Raw genomic sequence first — 15,599 nt, forward strand, 5'->3', positions numbered from 1 at the left:
CGCGACCGAATCTGACACGACGTCAGGAGCCTTCACAAGTGCGGAGCGCTGGGCTATACAAGGGGCGCTGGACTGGAACGCGTTCTAGATCCGCCCGTGGACGACCTCGGTGCGGCCGACGGTGCGGACGGCCGTGCCGAGGTCTTGAGACACCTCAGGAGCCGTATGCCCATCGACGCAGCCAAGGCCCTCGCCGCCGACCCCCGGTCCGGGGAGATCCGCTGGGAGCGCCGGGACGTCCAGCTCTACCACCTCGGCATCGGCGCGGGCCGCCCCGCCACCGACCCCGACGAACTGCGCTACACCCTGGAGTCCCGGCTGCACGTCCTGCCGAGCTTCGCCACCGTCGCGGGCGCCGGCTCGCCCGGGGTGATCAGCGGACTGTCCATGCCCGGCGTCGACGTCGACCTCGCCAAGGTGCTGCACGGCGGCCAGTCCCTCACCCTGCACCGCCCCCTCCCCGTCGCGGGCACCGCCACCGCCACCGGTCGTATCGCCGCCGTGTACGACAAGGGCAAGGCGGCCGTCCTGGTGATGCGCACCGAGGTCGCCGACGCCGACGGCCCGCTGTGGACCAACGACGCCCAGATCTTCGTCCGGGGGGAAGGGGGGTGGGGCGGCGACCGGGGGCCCGCCGGCCGTCTCGACCCGCCCACCGGCGAGCCGGACCGGACGGTGGAACGGGGCATCCGTGAGGACCAGGCCCTGCTCTACCGCCTCTCCGGCGACTACAACCCGCTGCACGCCGACCCCGAGTTCGCCAAGCTCGCCGGCTTCGACCGGCCCATCCTGCACGGCCTGTGCACCTACGGCATCACGCTCAAGGCGGTCGTGGACACCCTGCTCGGCGGGGACGTGAGCCGGGTGCGGTCGTACGGGACCCGGTTCGCCGGGGTGGTGTACCCGGGGGAGACCCTACGCATCCGGATGTGGCACGCGCCCGACTCCACACGGGTCGCCGTCAGCGCCGTCGAGCGGGACGACGCGCCCGTCCTCGCCGACACGATCGTCGAACACTCTTGATCCACTGAGCAGTTGAGGGGAGCCGCACCATGCGCGCAGCCGTTCTGCACGAGATCGGCCAGGAGAAGCTGGAGGTCCTCGACGACGTCGAGGCGGTGGGATTCGGGCCCGGCAGGGTGCGGATACGGGTGCGCGCCACGGGGCTGTGCCACTCGGACCTGTCGGCGATGAACGGGGTGCTGCCGCAGCCGGGCCCGTTCGTGCCCGGACACGAGGGCGCGGGCGAGGTCCTGGAGGTGGGGGAGGGCGTCACCCGGGTGAAGCCCGGCGACCGGGTCGTCGTCTGCTGGCTGCCGGCCTGCGGGGCGTGTCCCGCCTGCAAGCGCGGGCAGACCGAGCTGTGCCTGGCCGGGTTCATGAACGCCGGCACCCCCAACTTCCGGCGCCCCGGCGGTGATGTCTTCGGCTTCGCGGGCACCGGCACGTTCACCGAAGAGGTCGTGGTCGACGCCGGGTGCGCGGTGCCGATCCCGGACGACGTGCCCTTCGACATCGCCGCGCTGATCGGCTGCGGGGTGACCACAGGGCTCGGCGCGGCCCTCAACACGGCCGACGTGGAGGCCGGTTCGTCGGTGGCCGTCATCGGCTGCGGGGGCGTCGGCATCTCGGCGATCCAGGGCGCGCGGCTCAAGGGCGCGGCCGAGATCGTCGCCGTCGACCCGGTCGCCTCCCGGCGCGAGTCGGCCCTCCGCTTCGGGGCGACCCGGGCCGTCTCACCGGACGAACTGCCCGGCGCCAAACAGGAGGTCACCGCCGGCGAGGGCTTCGACTACGTCTTCGAGGTCGTCGGCAAGTCCGTGACCGCCCGCACCGCGTACGAGAACACCCGGCGCGGCGGCACGCTCGTCGTGGTCGGCGCGGGCGCCATGGACGACTTCCTCCAGCTCAACATGTTCGAGCTGTTCTTCGACGAGAAGCGGATCCTGCCGTCCATGTACGGCGGCGGGGACGTGGTCCGCTCCTACGAGCGCACCATCGCCCTGTGGCGGGCGGGCCGCATCGACCTGGAGGGCCTGATCACCCACCGGGTGCCGCTGGCCGAGATCAACGAGGCCCTGGACCAGATGCGCACGGGCACGGCGCTGCGCACCTGCATAGAGATCTGATGGGGAGCCGTCGTATGCCGGACTCGGAGCGGCCGCTGGACGGACGCACGGCGATCGTCACCGGCGCCGGCCGCGGACTCGGCCGGGCCGAGGCGCTCGAACTCGCCCGGCTGGGCGCGGCCGTCGTCGTCAACGACTTCGGTCAGCCCGGCCGCGACGGCTCCGGGGCGGCCTCCGCCGGACCGGCCGAGCAGGTCGCCGAGGAGATCCGCGCGGCCGGCGGACAGGCCGTCGCCCACACCGGGGACGTCGCCGACTTCACGCAGGCGCGCGAGCTTCTCGCACGGGCGACGGAGACCTACGGCCGACTCGACATCCTCGTCAACAACGCGGGCATCCTGCGGGACCGCATGGTCTTCTCCATGACCGAGGAGGAGTGGGACTCGGTGATCCGGGTCCACCTCAAGGGCCACTTCAACACCACCCGCTTCGCGGCGGCGCACTGGCGGGAGCGGTCCAAGGCGGCGGGCGGCGCGAAGGTGTACGGCCGGATCGTCAACACCTCCTCCGAGGCCTTCCTCGCCGGCTCCGCGGGCCAGCCCAACTACGCGGCCGCGAAAGGCGGGATCGTCGGCCTCACCACCTCCACGGCCCTCGCCCTCGCCAAGTACGGCGTGACCGCCAACGTGATCTGCCCGCGCGCCCGCACCCGGATGACCGAGGACGTCTTCGCCGGGTTCGAACAGCCCACCGAGGGCCTCGACCCCCTCGCCCCCGAACACGTCGCCCCGCTCGTCGGCTACCTGGCCGCACCGGCCGCCGAGCGGATCAACGGCCAACTCCTGGTCGTCCACGGCGGCATGGTCGCGATCGTCGACCGGCCGCGCGTCCAGGCCCGGTTCGACAGCAAGCAGGACACCTTCAGCTACGACGAGCTCGACGCCCTCCTCACCCCGCACTACGCGGACCGGCCGCCGGGGGAGACGTTCGCGGCGGCGGAGGTGCTGGGGCTCAAGCGCCAATAGCACCAAAGAGGAAAGCGGCCCCGCCCCCGAAAGGGCGGAGCCGCTGTCGTACCTACCGTCAGGCCGCCGCCTCGGCGGGCTCCGGCTTGCGGTGCCGGCCGCTGGGGGCCGTTTCGCTCTCCTGGCCCGAGACCTGGCCACGGTGCTTGCCGTGGCCGTCCGTCTCATGGAACTCGGCGGACAGGTGCTCGGACGTGCTGTGGTCGCTCATCGGAAGAATTCACCCCGTCAACATGATCTTTCTTACAGCGCGGCGAGTGTAACCGGCCCACCACGGGGTGAATCCAGGCGGCCACGCCGACCGCTACGGGTTCGTTACAAGCCGCGCCAACGGAGCCTGCTGCAAGGGCACCGGACGGTTCACGACAGGCTCCGGGGGATCCGGTTCAGCCGGATCCCCCGGGCCCCCCATTTCCCCGGTTTCCCCCGTTTCCCCCCAGGGCACTGCCACCACCGCCACACCGCACGGGACCTCCCCCGTGGTGTACGGCAGCAGCAGTGCCCCGTCCTGCGTCCACAGCCCGGCGCCGGCCAACCACCCTTCCGGCGCCGGGAGATGGCACACCTTGCGGGCTCTGGGCCGCCAGGCGCCGACCCAGCTGCCGAGCGGACCGTCGATCCGCAGCGCGACCCCGCAGTTCTCCGGCATCAGCACCTGCCCCGGCTGGATCGCGAACGGCGTCACCGTGCACTCCGTCGCCCGCAGGCAGTCCGGGAAGCGCACCGGCAGCGTGCTGCCGAGGACACCCCAGCCCAACCGTTCCTGCCCGGGGGAGGGCGCGTCCGAGCCGACCAGGATCAGCCCGCTGTCCGCGTCGGCGAGCAGCAGTCGGTCGTCGCTGTCGGCCGCGATCTGCAGCAGCGGCGACACCTCGCCACCCCGCCCCAGATCCACCACGACCGCCTTGGTCCGCCCGCCCAGCTCCCGGTCCAGGGCCAGCATCCGCCCGGCCCGGTCCAGCCAGACCCCGCCGGAGCAGCGCCCCGGGACCACCGCGAGCCGCTCGGGCCCGAAGGCGCCGCCCGCCACCAGCCACACGGTGGAGGAGCGCGGTCCCACCGCGACCGCGTACGCGGCGGTGCCTCCCGGCGCGGGCGGCAGCAGCCGGAGCGAAGCATCCTCGTCCGGGCACTCCACCGCGCCCAGCGGCAGCTCGCCGGTGCCGGGACCGGTCGGATAGAGCAGGGCGAAGTGGTGGCGCCCGTCCACCAGCCGGTGGATGAGCACCCGCCCGTCGCCCATCGGCTGCACCTCCGTGTCCGGCTCCTCCGGCTGGTTGCCGGGCAGCGGGACGGCGTAGGGCTCGGGGCCGTCCAGCGTCCACCGCTCCGGGAAGCAGGAACCATCCTGCTGAGCCAGCCGGGCCGCGTAGGCCCCGTCCACCGTGATGGCGCAGCCCGCCCCCGGCGCGCTGTCTCCCTCGTCTTCTTCCTCGTCCGCAGCCGAGGGTTCGATCGCACAGGCCGTCATCGTTCGGTCACCTCCGGCCACGAAGCTAGTTTTCGCACGCACAGGCGGGGGACCGGCTGTCCCTGGCTTCACACATACGGGTGCACACTCGACGATTCGCCTGAGGAAACGGGGACGGGTGTGCTGAGCGTCGCCTCCCGTGGGCGAGCAGGTACGGCCCCACGGAACAGGCAGGTAGCCTTTTCCCCGTGCCCCGTCTGTCAGAAGTCATCGCCGCGCTGGACGACCTGTGGCCCGCCGAGCGGGCCGAGTCCTGGGACGCGGTCGGCACCGTCGTGGGCGATCCCGACCAGGAGGTCACCCGGGTCCTGTTCGCCGTCGACCCGGTCCAGGACATCGTCGACGAGGCGGTGAAGCTGGGTGCCGACCTGCTTGTCACCCACCACCCCCTCTACCTGCGCGGTACGACGACGGTCGCGGCGATCCACTTCAAGGGCCGCGTCGTCCACACGCTCATCAAGAACGACATCGCGCTGCACGTCGCCCACACCAACGCCGACACCGCCGACCCGGGCGTCTCCGACGCGCTCGCGGGAGCCCTGGACCTGCGCGTCGTACGCCCCCTGGTCCCGGACCCCACCGATCCGGAGGGCCGCCGGGGCCTGGGCCGTGTCTGCGAGCTGGACCACCCGGTGACCGTCCGCGAACTCGCCGACCGGGCCGCCGCCCGCCTCCCCGCCACCGCGCAGGGCATCCGCGTCGCCGGCGACCCCGAGGCCCTCGTCCGCACGGTCGCCGTCAGCGGCGGCTCCGGCGACAGCCTCTTCGACGTCGTACGCGCCGCCGGCGTCGACGCCTTCCTCACCGCCGACCTGCGCCACCATCCGGCCTCCGAAGCGGTGGCCCACAGCCCCCTCGCGCTGCTCGACGCGGCGCACTGGGCCACCGAATGGCCCTGGTGCGAGCTGGCCGCAGCCCAGCTCGACGAAATCTCCGACCGCCACGGCTGGGACCTGCGCGTGCACGTCTCCAGGACGGTCACCGACCCCTGGACCAGCCACTCACCGTCCCTTGGAGCCCCCAACTGAACGCAGCGCCCGCCGACCAGATCCGACTCCTCGACGTCCAGGCCCTGGACGTCCGCCTCCAGCAGCTGGCGCACAAGCGGAAGTCGCTGCCCGAGCACGCCGAGATCGAGTCGCTGACCAAGGACCTCACCCAGCTGCGCGACCTGCTCGTGGCCGCGCAGACCGAGGAGAGCGACACCGCCCGCGAGCAGACCAAGGCCGAGCAGGACGTGGACCAGGTGCGCCAGCGCGCCGCCCGCGACCAGCAGCGCCTGGACTCCGGCGCGGTCACCTCCCCCAAGGACCTGGAGAACCTCCAGAAGGAGATCGTCTCCCTCGCCAAGCGCCAGGGTGACCTGGAGGACGTCGTCCTGGAGGTCATGGAGCGCCGCGAGTCCGCGCAGGAGCGGGTCGCCGAACTCACCGAGCGGGTCGGCGCGGTCCAGGGCCGGATCGACGAGGCGACCGCCCGCCGGGACGCGTCCTTCGAGGGCATCGACGGCGAGGCGGCGACGGTCACCAAGGAGCGCGAGGTCATCGCCGCCTCGGTCCCGGCCGACCTCCTCAAGCTCTACGACAAGCTGCGCGAGCAGCAGGGCGGCATCGGCGCGGCCAAGCTGTACGCCCGCACCTGCCAGGGCTGCCGCCAGGAACTCGCCATCACCGAACTGGCCGAGGTCCGCAAGGCCGCGCCCGACACCGTGGTCCGCTGCGAGAACTGCCGCCGCATCCTGGTGCGTACGGCCGAGTCGGGTCTGTAGCGACACCTAAGGGGCGCACGTGGCAAGGGAGTTCATCGTCGAGGCGGACGGCGGCTCCCGGGGCAACCCGGGACCCGCCGGCTACGGCGCGGTGGTCGTCGACGCGGCGACCGGCGAGACGCTGACGGAGGCCGCCGAGTACCTCGGCGTCGTCACCAACAACGTCGCCGAGTACCGCGGCCTCCTCGCGGGCCTGCGCGCCGCCCACACCCTCGACCCCTCCGCCGCCGTCCACGTCCGCATGGACTCCAAGCTGGTCATCGAGCAGATGTCGGGCCGCTGGAAGATCAAACACCCCGACATGAAGCCACTCGCCATGGAAGCGGGACGGATCTTCCCGCCGGACCAGGTCACCTACGAGTGGATCCCCCGCGCCGAGAACAAACACGCCGACCGCTTGGCGAACGAGGCGATGGACGCGGGGAAGCGGGGCGAGCGGTGGTCTGCTTCGGCGTCGACGGCTGAACTGGACGCGGGCGGCAGGACAGCGCCCCGTAAGGGGCGCGGGGAACTGCGCGACCAGCCCCCACGCACCGGCACTGTGACGACGACCGCCGCACCCACCGCCGACATCCGCGCCGCACACCATGTAGCGACGGCACCTCAACCGACCTCCGGCTGGGCGTCGCCAGACATGGGCGCCCCCGCCACCTTCGTCCTCCTCCGCCACGGCGAGACCCCCCTCACCCCCCAGAAACGCTTCTCCGGCAGTGGCGGCACCGACCCCGCCCTCTCCGACGTCGGCCTGGAGCAGGCGCGGCGCGTCGCCGAGGCCCTCGCCCGGCGCGGCACGATCGAGACGATCCTCGCCTCCCCGCTCACCCGCACCCGGCAGACCGCCGGCGCGGTCGCCGAGCGCCTCGGCCTCGACGTCACGATCGAGGAGGGGCTGAAGGAGACGGACTTCGGCGCCTGGGAGGGCCTCACCTTCGGCGAGGTCCGCGAGCGCCACCCGGACGACCTGAACGCCTGGCTCGCCGACCCCGAGGCACACCCCACCGGCGGCGGCGAGAGCTTCGCCGAGACCGCGACGCGCATCGCGGCCACCCGCGACAAGCTGGTCGCGGCCTACGCGGGCCGCACGGTCCTGCTGGTCACCCACGTCACGCCGATCAAGACGTTCGTACGGCTCGCCCTCGGCGCCCCGCCGGAGTCCCTGTTCCGCATGGAACTGTCGGCGGCCTCCCTGTCGGCGGTGGCGTACTACGCCGACGGCAACGCGAGCGTACGGCTCTTCAACGACACGTCCCACCTGCGTCCCTGAGTCCGTCCCCGGGACTGCCCCCGAGACCGTCCCGGAGCCCCGCCGCCGCCCGCGCCAGCGACTCGACGCGGCCCCAGTCCCCGGCGGCCACCGCATCCGCCGGGATCATCCAGGTGCCGCCCACACAGCCGACGTTGGGGAGGGCGAGGTACTCGGGCGCGTTCTCCGGTCCGATCCCGCCCGTCGGGCAGAAGCGAGCCTGCGGCAGCGGACCCGCGAGGGACTTCAGATAGGCCGTGCCGCCGGCCGCCTGCGCCGGGAAGAACTTCATCTCCCGCACCCCGCGTTCGAGCAGCGCCACGACCTCCGAGGCGGTCGACACCCCCGGCAGGAACGGCACCCCGGACGCGGTCATCGCCCCCAGCAGCCCGTCCGTCCACCCGGGGCTGACGAGGAACCGTGCCCCGGCCGTCACGCACTCCGTGACCTGACCGGGCGTGAGGACGGTCCCCGCCCCGACCACCGCGTCCGGCACGGCACCGGCGATCGCCCGGATCGCGTCGAGCGCGGCCGGGGTCCGCAGCGTCACCTCGATCGCGGGCAGCCCACCGGCCACCAGCGCCCGCGCCAGCGGTACGGCGTCGCCGGCGTCCTCGATCACGACGACGGGCACGACGGGCGCGAGATCCAGCACGGAAGTGGGCATGCCGCCATCCTGGCGAGGCGCTGCAGCTTACGCAATCACCGTTGCGCAGAATGCAATGGTGACTCGGAGGGGCTCAGTGCACCTCCGTGACCAGCACATCCACCGCCCACGCCTGCCCCGCCTTCGCCGGCGCCGCCGCCTCCACCTCGTACCCCAGGTCCCGCAACGCCTCCACCAGCTCGCCCGGCCCGGCCGGTGCGATCCCGGCGGTCAGCAGGCTCCGCACGATCCGCCCCTTCGTCGCCTTGTTGAAGTGGCTGACGACCTTCCGGGTCGGCGCGTGCAGCACCCGCACCGTCGCCGTCCGCCCGGCCAGCTCCCCCTTCGGCTTCCAGGCCGCCGCGTACGCCGCCGACCGCAGGTCCAGCACCAGCCCGGACCCGGCCGCCTCCGGCAGCACCTCGGCCATCGGCCCGCGCCAGTGCGTGCCCAACGCGCCCAGACCCGGCAGCTTCACCCCCATCGAGCAGCGGTACGACGGGATCCGGTCCGTCACCCGCACCGCGCCCCACAGCCCCGAGAAGACCAGCAGCGACCGCGCGGCGCGCCGCTTCGCGGCCGCGTCCAGGGAGGCCAGGCCGAGGGCGTCGTACAGCACCCCCGTGTAGACCTCCCCGGCGGGACGCGCACCCGCCGTGCGCAGCTCCGTGTTCTTCGCGACCTCGCCGCGCAGCCCCTCGCTCAGCCCGAGCACCTCGCGCGCCTTCTCCTCGTCGCCCGCGCACAGGTCGACCAACTCGGCGAGCACCGCCGCGCGCGCCAGAGCGAGCCCCGGCAGCGACAGCGACTCCGGCTTCAGCGGGGCACCACGACCCGAGGACGCCTTGCCCTCCGAGGGCGGCAGCAGGACCAGCACACGTACTCCTCTTCACCAACGACGTCCGGCATCGTTCGTCATCAACGCTTCGCGCCAGCGTAAGGGGCCGGAGCCGCCCGATGTGATTACGCTCGTCCTATGCCCAGCCGTCACATCCGCGTCAAGGGTGCCCCCGAGGCTCCCCTCAGGGCCGCGCTCGCCGCGCTCCGGACCGACCTCGCCGTCCCGGAGAGCTTCCCGCCCGAGGTGCTCGCGGAGGCCGAGGACGTCGCGCACCATCCGGCCGTGCCCGGGCACGACGCCACCGACATCCCCTTCTTCACGGTCGACCCGCCCACCGCGTACGACCTCGACCAGGCGATGCACCTGTCCCGGCACGACGGCGGCTACCGCGTCCGGTACGCCATCGCCGACGTCGCCGCCTTCGTCGTACCCGGCGGCGCTCTGGACTCCGAGGCGCACCACCGCGTCAACACCCTCTACTTCCCCGACCAGAAGGTGCCGCTGCACCCCGCCGTGCTGAGCGAGGGCGCGGCCAGTCTGCTGCCCGGCCAGACCTGCCCGGCCGTCCTGTGGACCATCGACCTGGACGCGGAGGGCCGGACGGTGGCCGCCGACGTCCGCCGCGCGCTCGTCCGCAGCCGGGCCAAGCTGGACTACGCGGGCGTGCAGAAGCAGATCGACGAGGGGACCGCCGAGGAGCCGGTCGCGCTGCTCAGGGAGATCGGCGAGGCGCGCGAACGCCTGGAGGTGGAGCGCGGCGGCATCTCGCTCAACGTGCCGGAGCAGGAGATCGTCGAGTACGACCACACCTACGAGCTCACCTACCGCGCCCCGCTGCCCGCCGACGCCTGGAACGCCCAGATCTCCCTGCTCACCGGCATGGCCGCCGCCGAGCTGATGCTGGCCCACGGCACCGGCGTGCTCCGCACCCTCCCGGTCGCCCCCGACGGCGCGGTCGCCCGCCTGCGCCGCACCGCGCACGCGCTGCACATCGAGTGGCCGCACCATGTCTCGTACGCGACGCTGATCCGCTCCCTGAACCCGCACCGCCCCCGCCACGCGGCCTTCCTCCAGGAGTGCACGACGCTGCTGCGCGGTGCCGGCTACACCGTCTTCCGGGCCGGCGCCCTGCCCACCCTCACCACCCACGCGGCCGTCGCCGCCCCCTACGCCCACTGCACCGCGCCCCTGCGCCGCCTCGCCGACCGCTACGCCTCCGAGCTGTGCCTGGCGGCCGCGGCCGGCGAGGACCCGCCCGACTGGGTGCTGATGGCGCTGGACACGCTCCCCAAGGAGATGGCCGAGGGTGCGCGGCGCGCGGGCACGGTGGAGCGGGAGAGCGTCGACATCGTCGAGGCGGCCCTGCTCAAGGACCGGGTCGGGGACGTCTTCGACGGCTGTGTGGTGGAGGTCGAGCAGCGCCAGCCGACCGTGGGGCGGGTGCTGCTCCAGCAGCCCGCCGTCATAGGCCGGATCGAGGCGCCCGCCGCCGGAGAGCCCCTTCCGCTGGGCGAGCGGCTGTGGGTACGGCTGACCGAGGCCGACCCGGGGACGGCGAAGGTACGGTTCGCGCCCGCGTGAGCCGTCGTACGGGACCGGTCGCGCCGTCGGACGACAGCCTCAGGAGACGGACTCAGGAGGCGACGAACCAGCGGGCCAGGACGTCGTCGAGGTCGTCGTCTGACCGGTAGTTCCCGTCCGTGCCGTCCGTGCCGTCCGTGCCGTCCGTGCCGTCCGTGCGGTCCGTGCCGTTTGCGGCCCAGGCCACGAATCCGTCGGGCCGTACCAGCAGGGCGGTCAGCTCCGGACGTCCCGGGCAGGCCGCGGTGAGGACGTCCACGCGGTCGCCGTACCCCTCCGCGCGGGCGCGCAGCTTCGGGTCGTCGGCGAGGTCGAGGAGCACGGCACGGCCGTCGTGCAGATGGTCGCCGAGCCGGGTGCCGTCGGAGAGTTCCAGGTCGGGGGCGCTGTGCCCGGTCAGCGGGTGCGCGCCGGGCAGCTCGTAGCGCTGCCAGACGCCGGATATCTGCTTGACGAGGTACGTCGTCCCGGTCGTCGTCAGCGCGAGGTCGGTGACGACCCGGCGCAGGGCGCGGGCGTGCCGGTCGGGGCGCATCACGGCGATCTGGGCGCGGGTCCAGTCCAGCACCCAGGCGCCGACCGGATGCCGTTCGGCGGTGTAGCTGTCCAGCAGGCTCTCGTCCGCGGCCCCGCGCACCACGGCGGCGAGCTTCCAGCCGAGGTTCATGGCGTCGCCGAGCCCGAGGTTGAGCCCCTGCCCGCCGAACGGCGAGTGCACATGCGCCGCGTCGCCCGCGAGCAGCACCCGGCCCCTGCGGTAGCCGTCCGCCTGCCGGGCGTTGTCGGTGAACCGGGTCGAGGAGTGCACCTCGTGGATCGTCACCTCGTCGACCCCCGACACCCGGCGCAGGGCGGCCTGCAGCTCCTCCGCGGTGATCGGCGCCGAGCGGTCAGCGGGCGGCCCGTCGAACTCGACGGTCAGGATCCGGCCGGGGAAGGGACCGTTGACGTACGTCCCGACGTCCGTCGTGTTCCAGCCCTTCCCGAGCCGCTCGCCGCCCGTCATCTCGACGACCGCCTGATAACCGGTGATCTCCGGCTCCGTACCCGGGAAGCCGAACCCGGCGAGCTTACGGACCGTGCTCCGCCCGCCGTCGCACCCCACCAGCCACCCGCTCCGGATCCGCGCGCCGTCGGCGAGGTGTACGACGACTCCGCCCTCTCCGCCCTCTCCGTTCTCTCCGCCCTCTCCGTCCTCGTCGGTGTCGAAGCCGGTCAGCTCCACGCCCCGGCGGACCTCGACGCCGAGCCGCTCGGCGCGGGCGCCCAGGATCCGCTCCAGCTCGATCTGGGGGATGCCGAGGCCGACGCCGTCGGCGGGGCCGATGTCGGTGAACGCGGGGTCGGAGTCGTCGAACAGGTCACCGCGCATCATGATCCCGGCGAAGTGCCCGGCGAACTTCGGGGGAGTCCGGGGCGCGTCCGGACCCCGATCGCCGAGGAAGGCCCGCATCCGCCACCGGTTGCGCTCCCAGGCCGCCGCGAGATCCGGCAGCATGCCCCGCCGGTACAGCGCGACCCCGCCCGCCGTGTTGATCCCGCCCGCCTTGATGGTCTCGTCGGGTTCGGCCAGCCGCTCCACGACCAGCACCCGCGCCGCCCCGCCGAGCCGCAGCTCACCGGCGAGGAAGAGCCCGACGGGCCCGCCGCCGGCCACCACCACGTCGTAGTCCATGCCGTCGTTGCCGTTGCCGTTTTCGTTGCTGCTCTTGCTGCTGCTGTTGCTGCTGTCTGTCGTCGTCATGACTTCACTGTAGTCACTAAAAGTTTCGAGCGGCTATAGTTTTCTTGTGACGGACAGAAATGCGACGGGTGGCGGCAGGCCGGGGGAGTCCCTGCGGGAGCGCAAGAAGCGGGAGACGCGGCAGCGGATCTCGAACGTGGCGACCGTGATGTTCCGGGAGCACGGCTTCGAGCAGGTGACGGTCGTCGAGGTCGCGCGGGCGGCCGGGGTCTCGGCGATGACCGTCTTCAACTACTTCCCGCGCAAGGAGGACCTGTTCCTCGACCGCATCCCGGAGGCCGTCGAGGCCTTCGCCGGAGCGGTGCGGGACCGCGCGCCCGGCGAGTCCCCGCTCGCGGCGCTGCGCCGCCTGGCCTTCCGGTTCATCGACGCCCGGCACCCGCTGGGCGGGATGGGGGAGAACTTCGTGGGCTTCTGGCCCGTCGTCGCCGAATCACCGGCGCTGCGGGCCCGGGCCCGTGAAGCGGTCGAGGAGGTGGAACGGGCGCTGGCCGGGGCGCTCGCCGAGGCCGGGCTCACCGAGCCGGAGCTGGCGGCGTCGCTGGTCGTCGCCGCGTACCGCTCGGTGTGCGTCACCTCGGTCGGCCGTCAGCTGGCGGGTGAGCCGTTCGCGGGGCTGGTCGTGGACCACCGGGAGCGGATGGGGGCGGCGTTCGACGCGCTGGAGCGGATGGCGCTGTAGGCCTTCGGGGGCCGGCGGGGGTCCGGCCTTGCTCTACTGCCTGGCCACGGAACGCCCCCTGCCCCGCACCCTCCTGCCGGAGGGTCTGGAGGACCGGGCCGCCCTTCCGCTCCTGCGGGCCTGCGGCGGCGACCGGGACCTGGCCCGTGCCACCTGGGCGTTCGCGCACGGCATGGTCGTCCTGGAGATCCACGGCCGCTTTCCGGACGACGCGGATCTGGACGCGGCATGGAAACGGGGTGTGAAGGCGTTGCACCCTTAGCGCGAGGGGGTGTGAAGGTGGCCGAACACGCACGGTGGACGAGGGCGCGGCTGGGCCGGTGCGGTCCGTCGCTCGACCTGCTGACGGCCAATTTCGAACGGCACACCTACGCCCCGCACGCACACGCCGAGTTCACCATCGGAGTGTGCGTCGGCGGCTCCGAGATCATCGACTACCGGGGCGGCCACATCAGCACCGGCCCCGGTTCGATCGTCGTCCTGGCCCCCGGCGAGATGCACACGGGCGGCCCGGCCACCCTCACCGACGGCTACGCCTACCGCGCCCTGTACGCGGACCCGGCGCTGCTGTCGGACGGCACCCTGAACGCCGGCACCCCGCACTTCCGCGACCCGGTCCTGGACGACCCGGAACTGGCCGCGGCCTTCCGCGCCGCCCACACCATCCTCTCCACCTGCCCCGACCCCCTCGAAGCCGAATCCCGCCTCCCTTGGCTACTGACGGCCCTGTCCCGCCGCCACTCCACGGCCCGCTCGGCACCGGACCGCATCCCCGGCGCCGCCGGCATCGCCCTCCTCGTCCGCGACCGCCTGGCCGACGAACTGACGGCCCCGCCGACACTCTCCGACCTGGCCACGGACCTCGGCCTCTCCCGCTACCAACTCCTGCGCGCCTTCCGTACGACCATGGGCGTCCCGCCGTACGCCTGGCTTGCCCAGTACCGCGTCGAGCGCGCCCGCGGTCTCCTGGAGGCGGGCCTGCGCCCGGCCGAGGTGGCCACCCTGGTGGGCTTCGCCGACCAGGCCCATCTGACCCGCTGGTTCCGCAGAGTCCTGGGCGTGACCCCGGCGGCGTACCGCAACAGCGTTCAAGACGCGGCACGGTCCTGACACCGATCCTTGCCGTATGACTGCACGCGGCTGGTTCTTGTTCTCCCTCATGGGAGTGATCTGGGGTGTTCCCTACCTGATGATCAAGGTGGCGGTGGACGAGGTGTCCCCGTCGACGGTGGTCTTCGCACGGTGTGCCGTGGGCGCGCTGCTGCTCCTCCCCCTGGCGATCCGCCAGGGCGGCCTCCTGAACACCCTCCGCGCCCACTGGCGCCCGATGCTGGCCTTCGCGTGCATCGAGATCATGGGCCCCTGGTTCACCCTCACCGACGCCGAACGCCACCTCTCCAGCTCCACCGCCGGCCTGCTGATCGCGGGCGTCCCGATCGTGGGCGTGGTGGCGGCGAGGTACTTCGGCGGTGAACGCGAACACCTGGGCGTCCGCCGGATCGCCGGCCTCCTCATCGGTCTCGCCGGCGTAGCCGTGCTGACGATCCCCCACCTGACCGGCGGCGACGCCCGCTCCCTGGGCGAGGTCCTCCTCACGGTCATCGGCTACGCCACCGCCCCCCTGATAGCGGCCCGCCGCCTGAAGGACGTCCCGACGCTCCAGCTGATCGCCCCCTGCCTGACCCTGGCGGCCCTGGTCTACGCCCCCGCCGCGGCAGCCACCTGGCCCACCTCCATGCCCTCCACGAACGCCCTGCTGTCCCTCCTGGCCCTGGGCGTCCTCTGCACGGCAGTGGCCTTCGTAGCCTTCCTGGAACTGATCAAGGAGATAGGCCCGACCCGCTCCACGGTGATCACCTACGTCAACCCGGCGGTCGCGGTCGCGGCGGGCGCTCTCTTCCTCGGCGAGAGCTTCACCCCGACCATCGCCGTCTCCTTCGCACTGATCCTCACCGGCTCGGTACTGGCGACGATGGCCTCGGCACCGAAGAGGCCCGCCCGCCCGGTAACATGGTCGACACGGCAGACGAGCCGGGCGGACGGCCGCGTGGAGTCCCCCTAGGGGGCTTCCCGAGGAACGTCCGGGCTCCACAGGGCAGGGTGGTGGCTAACGGCCACCCGAGGCGACTCGCGGGACAGTGCCACAGAAAGCAAACCGCCGAGGGTCTCGACCCTCGGTAAGGGTGAAACGGTGGTGTAAGAGACCACCAGTGCCCAGGGCGACCTGGGCAGCTAGGTAAACCCCACCCGGAGCAAGGTCAAGAGGGGCGCCGTAAAAAGCGCCCTGCGCGGACATTCGAGGGCTGCCCGCCCAAGTCCGCGGGTAGACCGCACGAGGCCGGCGGCAACGCCGGCCCTAGATGGATGGCCGTCACCCCGGCACCCGCGAGGGCCCGGGGCACAGAACCCGGCGTACAGCCCGACTCGTCTGCCGCTCTGCGTTTTCGCAGGTCAGACTCCATGTCCCTGCACCCTCCGTCTCCTGTGGTCCGCACGCGGTAGCAGCTGTTCAAGTACGAGCCGATAGGG

Annotated in this window: 15 protein-coding genes, 1 other RNA gene and 1 pseudogene; 12 read left to right on the forward strand and 5 right to left on the reverse strand. The window is 72.8% G+C overall.

All coding sequences use genetic code 11. The annotated features are described in order from the left end of the window. Positions 1-165 precede the first annotated feature (165 nt). Genes ACGFZS_RS02625 through ACGFZS_RS02635 form a run of 3 tightly spaced genes read left to right on the forward strand, consistent with a single transcriptional unit; the run spans position 166 to position 3,094 of the window. Complete coding sequence (locus tag ACGFZS_RS02625; RefSeq protein ID WP_393793576.1) at positions 166-1,023, forward strand: MaoC/PaaZ C-terminal domain-containing protein; 858 nt, start codon at positions 166-168, stop codon at positions 1,021-1,023. Between the two features lie 29 nt (positions 1,024-1,052). Further along, positions 1,053-2,129, forward strand: coding sequence for a Zn-dependent alcohol dehydrogenase (locus tag ACGFZS_RS02630; protein WP_355712904.1), 1,077 nt, complete (start codon positions 1,053-1,055; stop codon positions 2,127-2,129). Positions 2,130-2,143: 14 nt separating this feature from the next. Then, positions 2,144-3,094 carry a 3-oxoacyl-ACP reductase gene (locus ACGFZS_RS02635; RefSeq protein ID WP_393793577.1) on the forward strand — a complete coding sequence of 317 codons (951 nt, stop codon included), beginning with the start codon at positions 2,144-2,146 and terminating at the stop codon, positions 3,092-3,094. A 58-nt stretch (positions 3,095-3,152) separates the two neighbouring features. Here the strand turns inward: ACGFZS_RS02635 and ACGFZS_RS02640 are convergent, their stop codons facing one another. Together ACGFZS_RS02640 and ACGFZS_RS02645 are read right to left on the reverse strand one after the other, a co-directional pair. Then, positions 3,153-3,305 carry a hypothetical protein gene (locus tag ACGFZS_RS02640; RefSeq protein WP_393793578.1) on the reverse strand — a complete coding sequence of 51 codons (153 nt, stop codon included), beginning with the start codon at positions 3,303-3,305 and terminating at the stop codon, positions 3,153-3,155. A gap of 93 nt (positions 3,306-3,398) precedes the next feature. After that, the gene (locus ACGFZS_RS02645) at positions 3,399-4,565 is read right to left on the reverse strand and encodes a hypothetical protein (protein WP_393793579.1); all 1,167 of its coding nucleotides are present in this window, start codon (positions 4,563-4,565) and stop codon (positions 3,399-3,401) included. A gap of 188 nt (positions 4,566-4,753) precedes the next feature. Between ACGFZS_RS02645 and ACGFZS_RS02650 the strand changes: the two genes are divergently transcribed. The 3 genes from ACGFZS_RS02650 to ACGFZS_RS02660 are packed head-to-tail and all read left to right on the forward strand — an operon-like array spanning position 4,754 to position 7,597. Continuing rightward, the gene (locus ACGFZS_RS02650; protein ID WP_393793580.1) at positions 4,754-5,593 is read left to right on the forward strand and encodes a Nif3-like dinuclear metal center hexameric protein; all 840 of its coding nucleotides are present in this window, start codon (positions 4,754-4,756) and stop codon (positions 5,591-5,593) included. Beyond that, a complete protein-coding gene (locus ACGFZS_RS02655; protein WP_393794109.1) occupies positions 5,590-6,333 on the forward strand; it encodes a zinc ribbon domain-containing protein in 744 nt (247 codons plus the stop codon). Before ACGFZS_RS02650 ends, ACGFZS_RS02655 begins: the two co-directional genes overlap by 4 nt. Before the next feature lie 19 nt (positions 6,334-6,352). Further along, positions 6,353-7,597, forward strand: coding sequence for a bifunctional RNase H/acid phosphatase (locus tag ACGFZS_RS02660; RefSeq protein ID WP_393793581.1), 1,245 nt, complete (start codon positions 6,353-6,355; stop codon positions 7,595-7,597). Here the strand turns inward: ACGFZS_RS02660 and ACGFZS_RS02665 are convergent. Both ACGFZS_RS02665 and yaaA read right to left on the reverse strand, forming a co-directional pair. Then, the gene (locus tag ACGFZS_RS02665) at positions 7,569-8,243 is read right to left on the reverse strand and encodes a bifunctional 4-hydroxy-2-oxoglutarate aldolase/2-dehydro-3-deoxy-phosphogluconate aldolase (protein WP_393793582.1); all 675 of its coding nucleotides are present in this window, start codon (positions 8,241-8,243) and stop codon (positions 7,569-7,571) included. The genes ACGFZS_RS02660 and ACGFZS_RS02665 overlap by 29 nt on opposite strands. Before the next feature lie 73 nt (positions 8,244-8,316). Further along, on the reverse strand, positions 8,317-9,099 hold the full coding sequence (gene yaaA, locus ACGFZS_RS02670; RefSeq protein ID WP_393793583.1) for a peroxide stress protein YaaA: 783 nt from the start codon (positions 9,097-9,099) through the stop codon (positions 8,317-8,319). A 99-nt stretch (positions 9,100-9,198) separates the two neighbouring features. Here yaaA and ACGFZS_RS02675 point away from each other — a divergent pair, with 99 nt between their 5' ends. Beyond that, positions 9,199-10,644, forward strand: a complete 1,446-nt coding sequence (locus ACGFZS_RS02675) for an RNB domain-containing ribonuclease (protein ID WP_393793584.1) — start codon at positions 9,199-9,201, stop codon at positions 10,642-10,644. A 52-nt stretch (positions 10,645-10,696) separates the two neighbouring features. Here ACGFZS_RS02675 and ACGFZS_RS02680 read toward each other — a convergent pair whose 3' ends face one another. Beyond that, entirely contained in the window at positions 10,697-12,319 is a 1,623-nt protein-coding gene (locus tag ACGFZS_RS02680) for an FAD-dependent monooxygenase (RefSeq protein WP_393794110.1), read from the reverse strand. A gap of 115 nt (positions 12,320-12,434) precedes the next feature. Between ACGFZS_RS02680 and ACGFZS_RS02685 the strand changes: the two genes are divergently transcribed. The 5 genes and pseudogenes from ACGFZS_RS02685 (at position 12,435) to rnpB (ending at position 15,501) form a co-directional block, all read left to right on the forward strand. Then, complete coding sequence (locus ACGFZS_RS02685) at positions 12,435-13,070, forward strand: TetR/AcrR family transcriptional regulator (RefSeq protein ID WP_393793585.1); 636 nt, start codon at positions 12,435-12,437, stop codon at positions 13,068-13,070. A gap of 28 nt (positions 13,071-13,098) precedes the next feature. After that, the gene (locus ACGFZS_RS02690; RefSeq protein WP_393793586.1) at positions 13,099-13,332 is read left to right on the forward strand and encodes a TetR-like C-terminal domain-containing protein; all 234 of its coding nucleotides are present in this window, start codon (positions 13,099-13,101) and stop codon (positions 13,330-13,332) included. 17 nt (positions 13,333-13,349) lie between these two features. Continuing rightward, the gene (locus tag ACGFZS_RS02695; RefSeq protein WP_393793587.1) at positions 13,350-14,180 is read left to right on the forward strand and encodes a helix-turn-helix domain-containing protein; all 831 of its coding nucleotides are present in this window, start codon (positions 13,350-13,352) and stop codon (positions 14,178-14,180) included. Between the two features lie 79 nt (positions 14,181-14,259). After that, positions 14,260-14,982 (forward strand): annotated as a pseudogene (locus ACGFZS_RS02700) (DMT family transporter); the annotation flags it as partial. Positions 14,983-15,097: 115 nt separating this feature from the next. Continuing rightward, an RNA gene (gene rnpB / locus ACGFZS_RS02705) (RNase P RNA component class A) lies at positions 15,098-15,501 on the forward strand. The last annotated feature ends 98 nt before the right edge of the window (positions 15,502-15,599 follow it).

Source organism: Streptomyces sp. NPDC048288 (assembly GCF_043201555.1).
Classification (GTDB): domain Bacteria; phylum Actinomycetota; class Actinomycetes; order Streptomycetales; family Streptomycetaceae; genus Streptomyces.